Here is an 11,605-nt window from a genome sequence, read left to right as displayed (position 1 = left end):
GGGCCTGTTTCAACCTGGGGTGTTTGGGTTGGCTTGTAATGGAGAGGGGTATGGAAAAACCCCCGGCCATAACCGGGGGTTTGTCTGGAGCGGTTGACGAGACTTGAACTCGCGACATCCACCTTGGCAAGGTGGTGCTCTACCAACTGAGCTACAACCGCAGTTGCATTTCTATGCAGGGCTTCACCCTGTGCTGGATACGCAATGTATCTTGCGTGCGCGATACTGGGATCGAACCAGTGACCCCTTCCATGTCAAGGAAGTGCGCTACCGCTGCGCCAATCGCGCTAGAACCCTCGCCTGAGGGTTAGCGAGCGGTTGACGAGACTTGAACTCGCGACATCCACCTTGGCAAGGTGGTGCTCTACCAACTGAGCTACAACCGCATGTTTGCTGATTCCTTGGGGAACCGAACCAACGAGTAAATACTATACACGGTGTTTTGGTTTACGCAAAATTGTTATTTTGTGGTGTTGTTTGGCCGGTTTTTCCTTGATTTATAGGGGTTTTGGGCCGGTTTTCATGGGGGCGCTTTATTATTTTTATTCTATGGACTGTGCCACAGTTATTGGCGGGTTAGGATATGTTGCATTGTTGTGGTGGTGTCAAGGGAGGTTTGAGCTGTGCTACCCAGTCTTCTGACGGAGCGTTTGACCTTGAGGGCTTTACGTTTAGGGGATCTGTCTGCCCTGGTTGCAGCCTGCAGGGACCCGGAGATTGTCCGCTGGTGTGTGTCAATTCCGCTGGGATACACGGAGCAGGATGCCCTGGATTTTATCAGTTACTCACATGATGCTGCCCTTGCAGAGGCTGAGTTCATTTGGGCTATTGATGCCAGTGGTGTTTTCGCCGGGGTGGTCAGCTTATTCGATGTGTCGAGGTCTTCAGCCGAGGTTGGCTTTTGGCTTGCTCCCGATAGCAGAGGTCAAGGTTTTATGGCTGAGGCTTTGGGAGCGGTCACCGGTTTTGCACTGGATCCTTTGGGCTTGGGCTTGGATAGGCTAGTGTGGACTGCCCTGCAGGGGAACAGCTCCTCGGAGAAGGTTGCCCGCAAGGTTGGCTTTGAGGGTTTCCGCACTCTTCCTGAGGGCACGCCCGGTCGCCCAGGCTTTGATGGAGTTGCCCTCATGCAGACTGCGCGTCAGGCGGAGCTGACTCGCCAGCGGTGGGCTGAGGTTGGTTTCCCCGGCTAAAGCGGCCCCTGCCCCTAGGCGCTCAAGAGCAAAAGCCCCGGCTCCTTCGCCGCCAGAAGGAACCGGGGCTGGTGTTTAAAGTGCGCTCTTCTAGGAAGCTGACTTCTGCCCTGCTGTGTGGCCTTCGCGGGCAAGAGCGGTTAGACGAGAAACGGCTCGGAAGTACTTTTTCTGGTAGCCGCCTGTCATCATTTCTTCGGTGAAGACCCTGTCAAAGGGAAGTCCGGAGGCGATAATCGGCAGGTCTTTATCGTAAAGACGGTCAGCCAGCACCACGAAGCGGAGGGCCACGGCCTGCTGGGTAATGGTTGTGACATTGCGCCAGGCAATAGCATCAAGCCCTTCAATAAATTGGCGGTAACGAGAGGGGTGAACCTTGGACAGGTGCTCAATGAGGTCCTCAAAGCTATCGATTGCAACGGTGCCAAGTGCACCAAAACCTGCTTCAACAGCGGCATCAAACTGCTCAGGTGCAAGGGGGTCAGGTGCCGGGTCAAGCCCACGGTGGCGGTAGTCCTCGCCATCTACACGAATCACATCAAATTGGTCTGAGAGTACCTGAATTTCACGCTTGAAGTCTGCGGCGGCAAAGCGCCCCTCACCGAGTGAGCCGGGCAAAGTATTGGAGGTGGCGACCAGCTTCACCCCTGCTTCGGCCAGCTCACGCATGAGTCGGGACATCAGCACGGTGTCACCGGGGTCATCGAGTTCAAATTCGTCAATACAGACCAGCTTGTAGCCTGAGAGGGCTTCAACCGTCTTGCGGAAGGTGAGTGCACCGACCAGGTTGGTGTATTCGACAAAGGTACCGAAAGCTTTAGGGCCCTCTACTGCGTGCCAGAGGGAGGCAAGCAGGTGGGTTTTACCCACACCAAAACCACCGTCTAGGTAAAGACCTGGCTTACTGACATCCTTTTTCTTGCCCCCGCCAAAGAGCTTGCTTAAAAATCCACCGCCACTAGCGACGCCACCATTGATACTATCCCCGAAGGCTCGTAAGGCATCGACTGCCGCCTGTTGTGAGGGCTGCGCTGGGTCCGGGCGGTAGGTATCAAAGGACACCTCACCAAAGCGTTCTGAGGGGCGAAAACCCGCCAAAAGTTCATCAGCAGAAACCTGGGGGGTACGTTCGGTGAGGTGGGTGTAGGTGGCCACGTGCCTAACTTTCCTTGAGCGCAAGGGTGCGCGGGTTACATGTACAGCACCAGTGTAATGGGTGCGGGAGGTAAGGGCTGGTAGCGGTTAAGACTTTGGGGGGGTGATGACACTAAGGCGGTTGAATTCTTCACAGTTCGTAGCGTTTTCCGCTGTCCGGCAGCTTCCGCTGGCGTGTTCCTTTTAGGCTAGTAAAGGTTAATCGGAAGCAAAAAGAAAGGGTTTCTCGTGGCCAAGGGTAAAAAGAAAGCCGGAGCATCTACTGCCGCAGTTGCTCTCTTGCAAGAAAGCGGGGTTGCCTTCACCATGCGCGAATACGAGCACGTCCAGGGTGAAACCCAGTTTGGTCTGGAGGCCGCTCAGAAGCTAGGCCGCTCCCCCGAACAGGTTTTCAAGACACTCATGATTAATCACGACAAAGATTTTGCGGTCTGTGTGGTTCCGGTAGCAGGCAAACTCAACACTAAGGCCGCCGCCGCCCAGTTAGGGTGGAAGAGCGCCAAGATGGCCGAACCTAAAGTAGCTGAGAAGCGTACCGGGTATGTTGTGGGCGGCATTTCTCCCCTGGGCCAAAAGACAGCCCACCCCACCCTGATCCATGAGACAGCCCAGCTTTTTGACACCGTTCTGGTCTCGGGTGGGCGGCGTGGCCTCGATCTTGAGTTGGCTGCTGATGATCTGGTCAGGCTAACCGGCGGCTCCTACGCCGATATTGCGGCACCCTAACACCTCAAGAGATAGGAGGGGGCAGCCAGCTGCTGCCCCCCATCACTGCCTGAGCTTATTCTGCCGACTTAGCCTGATGTACTGGCAGGGTCAGCCCCAGCTTATCCCCCAGCCACTTTTCCACGGTGCTCTCCCAGAGCTCAGGGTCCACGTTCCACTCACGGGTGTGGGGTGCCCCTGTAAAGGGAACAAAATCCACCAGCGGTGAAGCCTGCGCTAACTGTTCTGATGGTTGATAGGGCACGTAGGTGTCATCGCGGGAATGCAGAATCAAGGTGGGTAGAACAATGTCCTGTACACGGTTAGGCCAGGATATCTGTTCAAGCCGAATCGGCTCGTGCAAGCCGGTAAACCCGGTCAGTGCAGGGTGAGAAATCATGTGCACACCCAGCTTTCCTATCGAGAGGGGAATCTTGTTGAGCTGAGTATGGTAACGGATGAGTTCAAGCCAGTCCAGGGCGGGCCCATCAAGCACAAGGCCCCGGATAGCGCGGCGGTTAGAGGCAAGGTCAGCTGTTTGCATACAGATAGAGCCACCCATAGACCAGCCAAAGAGCACTACATCTTCAGCACCATGAGAAAGTGCGTAGTCGATAGCAACTTCAATATCGCGCCATTCGGTAAAGCCTAGGCCGTAGCGGCCGTCTTCACTGGCCGGAGCTTCACGGTCGTTACGGTAGCTAACATGCAGGCTGGTAAGCCCTAGCTTTTGAGTCACTGTCAGTGAGCGCAGGGTTTCTGCACGTGTTGACCCCATGCCGTGAACCATCACAATCCAAGTGCTACTGGGGACTGCTAATGAATCAGATTCAGTAGCGCTATCAAGCCAGGCATTAGGGTGCACTACCCAGGCGGGGGCAGGACCAACAGGCAGGTTAAGCTCGATGTCTTGGTAGCGGTAGCCAGCCATCTGGGGGTCGGTGGCTACAACACCGGTGAGTCTGCCGCGTTTGCAGGTGGTGATATCGCCTCGATAGACCCCTTCGATGGACCGTACTACGGTCTGCTCGGTCGGCAGGTAGGAGATTACCTCGCCCAGCAGAGCGAACCCTGCTCCCCCGGCAAAATAAAACCCGTAGCGGCCTGGAGCCTGAGTCCGTTCCGTCGCGTCTAGGCAGATACTGGTGGGCTGTTGGTCTTCTATATTTTCAGCGGTTCCGTAGCCCACCGAATAAACACGAACATCTTCGTGGGGTGCTTTGGGCGGGACAACAATTTTGCGGGCAAAGTGTGTTGCCAGTCCTGCCGCCCCCAGTGCACCAGCCATAGCAAGGGTGGCACCTGCGGCACCAGCAACTCCTGCGACGGTAGCTAGAGTGAGGGTGCGCGCCGTTGAAGATCTGTCCTGCTCTGTATTCATAATGACCAGTCTAGGGGAGGTATTGCTACTAGCGGGAACGGCACACCCGTGATGTTACCAACCAGTAACCTTGTAAGGAATATCAGGGACAAGGCTGATGCCTTATTCCACTGGGTGTAATCTGGCTGAATATACATACTGTGTTATCGATATGGGTAAGGACTATACAAAATGTCTGAGCATCTACCGGGCCTAGGAAAAATCGCAAAAAACTGGAAAGAGGTTCTGACCCCTACTGAGTACGCTGTGCTCAGAGAGGGCGGTACCGAGCCTGCCTTCACCGGCCAATACTGGGATACCACCACCGAGGGTATCTACTCCTGCAGGGCTTGCGGCACCGAGCTCTTCCGGTCCAGCGAGAAGTTTGAGAGCCACTGCGGCTGGCCTTCCTTCTTCGAGCCCTTGGCGGAAAACCGAGTGCTTTATATAGAGGACCGGTCTTTGGGAATGGTTCGTGTTGAAGTGCGCTGTGCCGCCTGTGATTCTCACCTAGGCCACGTCTTTAAGGGTGAGGGCTACGATACCCCCACAGACCTGCGTTACTGCATCAATTCTGTCTGTCTCACTCTGAATGAGAAACCGCTTGAGCCCTAGCTTGAGAAACAGGACAGCAAGAAATATGTAAGCATGAGGTAATCTTCTACCGTTCAATCTCACACTCGCGACATAACCGGGTAACAGGGTTAGCTGACATAATAGTGGGGTAGTTTTCCACCGGGAGGGAGTTTTATTGTGGCGCAAACTGACAAGGTGGCAGCACCTTTAAGCGCCTCCACCGGGGGTTTTGAGATACCCGAGGGAATCACGATTCCCGAGGTTGTCTTTCTCGATGAACCCGACGGTGGCACTCCCAGCGTTATTACCACCGACCGTGGCCTGCAGAGAGTTGCCGACATCCTTGCCTCCCAGAGCGGTCCGGTAGCAGTCGACACCGAACGAGCATCGGGCATCAGGTACGGTCAGCGAGCTTTCCTGGTACAGCTCAAACGAGGTAACTCCGGGGTCATCCTCATTGACCCGGAGAGCTTCCCCCATCTCTCCCCCATCAACGAGGCCTTAGCCGGCGCTGAGTGGGTTATCCACGCCGCAAGCCAGGACCTTCCCTGCCTGGCAGAGCTGGGGATGCGCCCCGATGTGCTTTTCGATACCGAACTGGGCGGTCGTCTTGCTGGCTTTGAGCGGGTTGGCTTGGGCTATATGGTCGAGCATTTGCTGGGTTATAAGCTCGCCAAGGAGCACTCAGCGGTGGACTGGTCCCATCGGCCCCTACCCGCGCAGTGGCTCAACTATGCAGCTCTTGACGTTGATATTCTGCTCGATTTGCGCGATGCCGTTGAGTCTGAGCTCAGGGCACAGGGCAAACTCGAACTGGCCCGGGAAGAATTCAACGCAGTTCGCGAGCGCACCGGGTTTGAGCAGAAACCTGATCCTTGGCGCAAGACCAAGGGCATCAGGGATTTGAAAACCCGCCGCCAGCTCACCGCTCTGCGTAATCTTTGGTACGAGCGTGATCACCTTGCGCAGAAAAAAGATGTGGCCCCCAAGCGGCTGCTTCCCGATTCGTCCTTGATTGCTGCGGCGCGTATCATGCCGCAGACAGTTCCAGCGGTGTTGGCGATACCGGGTTTTCAGACTCGTTCCCTCAAACGAGAGGCTCCCCGCTGGGTCAAGGCCATTACCGAGGCGAAGAAGGAACCCAGCCCGGTTCCTTTCACTCTGCCTGCGTCTGGGCCGCCGCCGCTGAAGGCCTGGGAGGTTAAGAGGCCGCTTTCCGCTGAACTGATTGCAGAAGCTAAGCCCCTTGTTATTGAGATCAGTGAGCAACTCGGTATGCCTCAAGAAAACCTGCTGACCCCCGATATCCTGCGGAGGCTGTGCTGGGACCCGCCTGCGGGTTCGGGTGAGCAAGAACTTAGGTCAGCCCTGCTTGAACTTGGGGCGCGTCAGTGGCAGATTGAACGTGTAGCGGGGCATCTGGCCACGGTATTCACCCGGGTCAGAGCCCAACACTCACAGTAAGGATTGTACCCATGTGCACCACATGCGGCTGTCAGAATAAAGAAGAAAAACCCATTGTTGATGCTCCCCAGGAGCTAGCCGCGAGTAACCCTTCAGGGTTTTCCCGCCGCACAGCGATTATTGGTGCTGGTGGCCTGGGGGCAGGCGCAGTTCTGCTCTCTGCCTGCGGCTCCAAGGATGGCCAAACGCTCACCGAAAGCGACGGTCGCCCTGCCGAACCAACCGACATGGCCGCCACCAGCGACGTACCGGTCGGCGGGGTAATTCAGGCTACAGCAAAGGGGAGCGTCGTCATGATTAGCCAGCCCACCGAGGGCGCTTTCCATGCCTTCTCATCGGTCTGCACCCACCAGGGGTGCCAGCTCAAGGCCTTGAAAGATAAAAGTATTTCCTGCCCCTGCCACTCCTCAGTTTTTTCGCTGGAGGATGGATCTGTCCTTGGTGGTCCGGCTGAGACTCCGATCGCGGAATTCCCGGTCGAGGTTAAAGACGGACGTATCTGGGTCGGCTAAGGCTACCGGTAGACAATAGAAAAACTAAAGCGGCTCTTTCTTCTGCTGAAGAAGAGCCGCTTTGAGTGTCCCTGCGCTGGGAATTGGAGGGTTAGGAGGTGTGTTTAGGCCGTTCGCCCTCTGTTCGCGCGAAAGGCACCATATCGCCCGAAAGCTGAGCGAGAATATCGGAGCTAATTTTTTGAGGTGTCAGCCCCACTTCCACAAGAATTTCACCGCGCTCAGCGTGCTTGATGAACTCGGCGGGCAGACCCAGCTCGTTCAGTGCTGTGTCGATACCAGCTGCGCGCATTTCCTGGCGAATCCGGGAACCTACGCCACCGGCCCGGACGCCGTCTTCAAGGGAAACCACGATGCGGTGCTCCCCTGCCAGCTCAATAAGGCTGGCAGGTACAGGCATGACCCAGCGGGGATCTACCACCGTTAGGCTCACCCCCTGGCTACCCAGCAGTTCGGCTACATCAAGCGCTAGGCGGGCAAAAGCACCCACGCCAATCAAAAGCACGTCGCGCTGACCGCTTTCAGCGTGAGGCTCCCCTAGCCGCCTGAGAATATCGGCCCCGTCTGCGGTCCGTTCAAGGGCGGGAATATCGGGGCCTACTGAGCCCTTGGGGTAGCGCACAACCGTAGGAGCATCAGAGATAGCCACGGCTTCTCGCAGTTCCTCACGCAGGGTCACTGCGTCACGGGGAGCTGCAAGATGCAGGCCCGGAATAAACTGCAGAAGAGCCAAATCCCACATGCCGTGGTGGCTGGGGCCATCGGGGCCGGTCACGCCGGAACGGTCCAAGACGAGGGTTACACCAGCCTTATGCAAGGCAACGTCCATGAGGAGCTGATCAAAACCACGGTTGAGGAAGGTGGCGTAGAGGGCAATGACAGGGTGCTGGCCGCCGTAGGCCAGACCCGCGCTCATGGCAAGAGCGTGCTGTTCAGCGATTCCGACGTCAATCACGCGGCCCGGGTGGGCCATAGCCATAGGTTTGAGCCCAACAGGAATGAGCATAGCGCCGGTGATTCCGACAATGTCCTCGCGCTCATCGGCAATATCTTTGATTTCCTGAGCAAAGATACTGGTCCAGGATTTACCAGAGGACTTAGCTAGGGCTTCACCGGTATCAGGGTCAATCACCCCCACAGCATGGAACATATCGTCTTTATCGCTTACTGCCGGGGCGTAACCGTGGCCTTTCTCGGTCATAGCGTGAACGATAACGGGGCCACCATAGTTTTTAGCTGATTCTAGGGCTTGCTCGATTTCCTGCAGATCATGGCCGTCAATCGGTCCCACGTATTTCATCCCCAGGTCTTCAAAAATGCCACCGGGCACCATGACGTCCTTAATGCCCGCTTTCATGCCGTGCAACCCACGGTAGACCATCTGTCCCAGGGGGCCGCTCTTCTGAAGTTTGGTGCGGGCAATATCGAGGGTGCGCTCGTAGCGCGAGTCCAGGCGAACCTTATCGACCTTATTCTGAAGTTCATGTTTCAGGGCAGCCAGGTGGTTAGCGAACCCACCCACGGTCGGCGCGTAGGAACGACCGTTGTCGTTAACAACAATGACGACCTTGCGGGACCTATCAGCCGCTATATTGTTGATAGCTTCCCAGGCCATGCCACCGGTTAGGGCACCATCGCCGATGAGGGCAACAGTGTAACGGTCCTTTTGGCCGGTGAGTTGGTAGGCGCGGGAAACACCGTCAGCCCATGACAGAGACGACGAAGCGTGTGAGGACTCAACGATATCGTGCTCAGACTCAGCCCGCTCAGGGTAGCCAGCGATACCGCCTTTCTGGCGCAGGGTCGAAAAATCTTGCCGACCGGTAACCAGCTTGTGGACATAAGACTGGTGCCCGGTATCAAAAATGATGGAGTCCTGCGGTGAATCGAAGACCCGGTGAATCCCAAGAGTCAGCTCAACAACACCGAGGTTGGGGCCAAGATGCCCCCCGGTCTGAGAGACATTGGCAACCAGATAATCGCGGATTTCCTGAGCCAGCTCCGTCAGCTGCTGCGAGCTCAAGGAGTTCAGGTGCCCCGGCTCCCGGATAGTTTCTAGTAATCCCACGATGTCTCCCTCACAACCTGACCGGCCGGCTGAGTCTCCTGGTAAGGAGCTACGGAGCGAGCCAGTAGTTACAGTCTCTGGTGTCTTGCAGTTAAGTAACTTTACCCGCTTGGTGGTCGTTTAGCGATTCGCGCTATGAGAGCAAAAGCGCCGTTTTCATTTCAGCTAAGTTACAGGCCGCGTCATTACACCCTAAGAGACCAGGGGGCGTATTAGTATCATTACTCAAGACCCAAATGTGTGACAGCACACATTACTTGCTATATTTGGGGTGAATCATTACGCAGTTAGCTAGCAGCTGACCCCGCACGAACGGATTTGTACACATCATGACCGCATTCATCACCTGGCTGAACGAGATCATTTGGTCTCCAGTGCTGGTATATCTGTGCCTGGCCGTAGGCGTCTACTTCACCATCAGAACCCGGCTCCTCCAGATTCGCCAGATTCCCTCTATGCTTCGAGCTACCTTCAAGGGCGAGTCTTCGCAAGATGGCGTTTCCTCCTTCCAAGCACTAGCCCTGTCGCTGGCAGGGCGTGTGGGTACAGGTAACATCGCAGGCGTGGCAACTGCTATCGCCTTTGGTGGCCCGGGTGCCGTCTTCTGGATGTGGGCGGTTGCCTTCCTGGGCTCTGCAACCTCCTTTATCGAGTCCACCCTAGGGCAGATCTACAAAGAACGCGATAAGGTCACCGGTGAATACCGCGGCGGCCCCGCCTACTACTTCGAAAAGGCCTACCGGCACACCAAGTACTCGGGGCTTTTCAAGGTCTACGCCTCTCTCTTTGCTTGCGCTACCGTGCTAGCCTGCGGCTTCTTCCTGCCCGGAGTTCAGGCTAACGGTATCGCTACCTCCATGCAGGGCGCTTTCCCCCAGGTTCACCCCTGGATGACTGCAACCGGTATCACCATTCTTCTTGCCTTTATCGTGGTGGGTGGCGTCAAGCGTATCGCGGCCTTTGCCTCAGTGGTCGTTCCTATCATGGCCGTTATTTATATCATTCTCGCAGTCATTGTTTGCTTCATTAATATTGGCATGCTGGGGGACGTCGTTAACCTCATCTTTAGCTCAGCATTCGGCCTGCATGCAACCTTCGGTGCCATTGTGGGTACTGCTGTTGAATGGGGCGTCAAACGAGGCATCTACTCCAACGAAGCAGGCCAGGGCACCGGCCCCCACGCTGCAGCTGCCGCCGAGGTCAAGCACCCCGCATCCCAGGGCTTTGTTCAGGCTATGGCCGTCTACATTGACACCCTCTTCGTCTGCTCTGCTACTGCTTTCCTGATTCTTTCAACCGGCATGTACCGGGTCTACCAGGGGGGATCAGCAGATACCCCCGTGCTTGCAGAAGGATCGGGGACGCTAGATCCAGAGGCAACTGTGGGGCCAGCCTTTGCGCAATCCGCCTTTGATACTCTCTTACCTGGAGCCGGCACCATCTTTATCGCTGTATCGCTGGGGTTCTTTGCCTTCACCACCATCATTGCTTACTACTACATGGCTGAAACCAACCTGCGTTACCTGACCAGGAACCTCAAAAATGAAACAGTTTCTAATGGTCTCCTACGCTTGTTACAGCTCCTCATTCTGGTTGCCACAGTAGTAGGTTGCGTCAATAGTGCTGGTGAGGCCTGGGCCCTAGGCGATATCGGTGTAGGGCTCATGGCTTGGCTGAACGTCGTCGGTATTCTGGTCATTCAGAAGCCTGCGCTGCAGGCCCTGCGTGACTACGAACAGCAACGCAAGCAGGGCCAGGATCCCCTGTTTGATCCGCGGGCTCTTGACATTAGAAACGCCGACTTCTGGGAGAACTACTACGATGTGAAAACCGGTGCAATCCCGGTTCAGAAGAAGTAGGCTCCAAGCCGGCTACAACCGTAGAGGCTGTTTTCCTCCCCAGGCGGGAGGAAAACAGCCTCTTTAATTTTTAAAGAGAACCAGTAGGCGGGGCATATAGCGCCTAGGAGGCTTTTATCCTTGCCAAAGCAAAACACACAGCGGCGCTCAAGAAGGCAATAAGACCTAGAAGCAGTGCGGGCATACCAAGCGAAACCAGAAAATCCCCTAGGAGAAAATGTTGCAGGGCATCGTGGTCACCCGTAGCATCACGCGAGGGTTCCCTGGCTAGCATCCCGGGCAAAATATAGGTCAGGCTTATCCAGGCCGACATCCAAGAAGCAATCCCCACTTTAGCCAGATAGCGCCCTGCGCCCAGTGCTCCACCGGCTTGAGGCCTGTTGAGAAGCCGAGTACCGCTGACAAGATACCAGGCAAGGGCCACAAGACACAGCGCAAAGAAGACCCAGCCCAGGGCTACGAATATCAGATAGGCCGACAATCCGCTAGCTACCCCACCGGTGAGCGGTACCAGCAGGAAGGCATCCACAAGCCCCGCTACTATCAAGACAAGCCCCAGCCACAGAACGACAGCCGGCCCTTCTCGTGATGCGGGACCTGCGCTCACTTTGTACTGTGAATTATTCTGGGTCATACCGATAGGCTACAGTAGCTACCCGCAGTTTGGATATAGAGGAGGGCCTGCCCCACGATAGGTAGAGCAGGCCCTCCAG

10 protein-coding genes and 3 tRNA genes are annotated in these 11,605 nt (G+C 56.1%); 6 read left to right on the top strand and 7 right to left on the bottom strand.

Going from position 1 to position 11,605, the window contains the following annotated elements:
- Positions 1 to 85: 85 nt before the first annotated feature.
- The 3 genes from ACN080_RS07495 to ACN080_RS07485 form a co-directional block, all read right to left on the bottom strand.
- A tRNA-Gly gene (locus tag ACN080_RS07495) sits at positions 86 to 161 on the bottom strand.
- 55 nt (positions 162 to 216) lie between these two features.
- A tRNA-Val gene (locus ACN080_RS07490) sits at positions 217 to 288 on the bottom strand.
- Between the two features lie 25 nt (positions 289 to 313).
- Positions 314 to 386: transfer RNA gene (locus ACN080_RS07485), tRNA-Gly, on the bottom strand.
- A 237-nt stretch (positions 387 to 623) separates the two neighbouring features.
- Between ACN080_RS07485 and ACN080_RS07480 the strand changes: the two genes are divergently transcribed.
- Positions 624 to 1,193, top strand: a complete 570-nt coding sequence (locus ACN080_RS07480; RefSeq protein WP_419100484.1) for a GNAT family N-acetyltransferase — start codon at positions 624 to 626, stop codon at positions 1,191 to 1,193.
- 90 nt (positions 1,194 to 1,283) lie between these two features.
- On the opposite strand, the gene zapE is transcribed toward ACN080_RS07480, so the two are convergent.
- Complete coding sequence (zapE, locus tag ACN080_RS07475) at positions 1,284 to 2,348, bottom strand: cell division protein ZapE (protein WP_419110582.1); 1,065 nt, start codon at positions 2,346 to 2,348, stop codon at positions 1,284 to 1,286.
- A 228-nt stretch (positions 2,349 to 2,576) separates the two neighbouring features.
- On the opposite strand from zapE, the gene ybaK reads away from it, so the two are divergent.
- Positions 2,577 to 3,074 carry a Cys-tRNA(Pro) deacylase gene (gene ybaK, locus ACN080_RS07470; RefSeq protein ID WP_419113446.1) on the top strand — a complete coding sequence of 166 codons (498 nt, stop codon included), beginning with the start codon at positions 2,577 to 2,579 and terminating at the stop codon, positions 3,072 to 3,074.
- 55 nt (positions 3,075 to 3,129) lie between these two features.
- Here ybaK and ACN080_RS07465 read toward each other — a convergent pair whose 3' ends face one another.
- Positions 3,130 to 4,434, bottom strand: a complete 1,305-nt coding sequence (locus ACN080_RS07465) for an alpha/beta hydrolase family protein (RefSeq protein ID WP_419113445.1) — start codon at positions 4,432 to 4,434, stop codon at positions 3,130 to 3,132.
- Between the two features lie 171 nt (positions 4,435 to 4,605).
- Between ACN080_RS07465 and msrB the strand changes: the two genes are divergently transcribed.
- From msrB to ACN080_RS07450, 3 genes are all read left to right on the top strand, one after another.
- A complete protein-coding gene (msrB, locus tag ACN080_RS07460) occupies positions 4,606 to 5,028 on the top strand; it encodes a peptide-methionine (R)-S-oxide reductase MsrB (protein ID WP_419104314.1) in 423 nt (140 codons plus the stop codon).
- Positions 5,029 to 5,166: 138 nt separating this feature from the next.
- Positions 5,167 to 6,453, top strand: a complete 1,287-nt coding sequence (locus ACN080_RS07455) for an HRDC domain-containing protein (RefSeq protein ID WP_419113444.1) — start codon at positions 5,167 to 5,169, stop codon at positions 6,451 to 6,453.
- Positions 6,454 to 6,464: 11 nt separating this feature from the next.
- Positions 6,465 to 6,965, top strand: a complete 501-nt coding sequence (locus ACN080_RS07450; protein WP_419104312.1) for a Rieske (2Fe-2S) protein — start codon at positions 6,465 to 6,467, stop codon at positions 6,963 to 6,965.
- Positions 6,966 to 7,056: 91 nt separating this feature from the next.
- On the opposite strand, the gene dxs is transcribed toward ACN080_RS07450, so the two are convergent.
- A complete protein-coding gene (dxs, locus tag ACN080_RS07445) occupies positions 7,057 to 9,033 on the bottom strand; it encodes a 1-deoxy-D-xylulose-5-phosphate synthase (RefSeq protein ID WP_419113443.1) in 1,977 nt (658 codons plus the stop codon).
- A 329-nt stretch (positions 9,034 to 9,362) separates the two neighbouring features.
- Between dxs and ACN080_RS07440 the strand changes: the two genes are divergently transcribed.
- Positions 9,363 to 10,892, top strand: coding sequence for an alanine/glycine:cation symporter family protein (locus ACN080_RS07440; RefSeq protein ID WP_419100492.1), 1,530 nt, complete (start codon positions 9,363 to 9,365; stop codon positions 10,890 to 10,892).
- Between the two features lie 103 nt (positions 10,893 to 10,995).
- Here ACN080_RS07440 and ACN080_RS07435 read toward each other — a convergent pair whose 3' ends face one another.
- The gene (locus ACN080_RS07435) at positions 10,996 to 11,526 is read right to left on the bottom strand and encodes a hypothetical protein (protein ID WP_419111889.1); all 531 of its coding nucleotides are present in this window, start codon (positions 11,524 to 11,526) and stop codon (positions 10,996 to 10,998) included.
- Positions 11,527 to 11,605 lie beyond the last annotated feature (79 nt).

The organism is Rothia sp. CCM 9416, from assembly GCF_048513535.1.
GTDB lineage: Bacteria > Actinomycetota > Actinomycetes > Actinomycetales > Micrococcaceae > Rothia.
This window is presented reverse-complemented; position numbering and strand designations above follow the sequence as displayed.

What these genes read in the sequence shown, in the direction of transcription:
- ACN080_RS07465 (WP_419113445.1), bottom strand. Translation starts at nt 4,434, where the DNA reads ATGAATACAGAGCAGGACAGATCTTCAACGGCGCGCACCCTCACTCTA.
- msrB (WP_419104314.1), top strand. Translation starts at nt 4,606, where the DNA reads ATGTCTGAGCATCTACCGGGCCTAGGAAAAATCGCAAAAAACTGGAAA.
- ACN080_RS07450 (WP_419104312.1), top strand. Translation starts at nt 6,465, where the DNA reads ATGTGCACCACATGCGGCTGTCAGAATAAAGAAGAAAAACCCATTGTT.
- ACN080_RS07440 (WP_419100492.1), top strand. Translation starts at nt 9,363, where the DNA reads ATGACCGCATTCATCACCTGGCTGAACGAGATCATTTGGTCTCCAGTG.
- ACN080_RS07435 (WP_419111889.1), bottom strand. Translation starts at nt 11,526, where the DNA reads ATGACCCAGAATAATTCACAGTACAAAGTGAGCGCAGGTCCCGCATCA.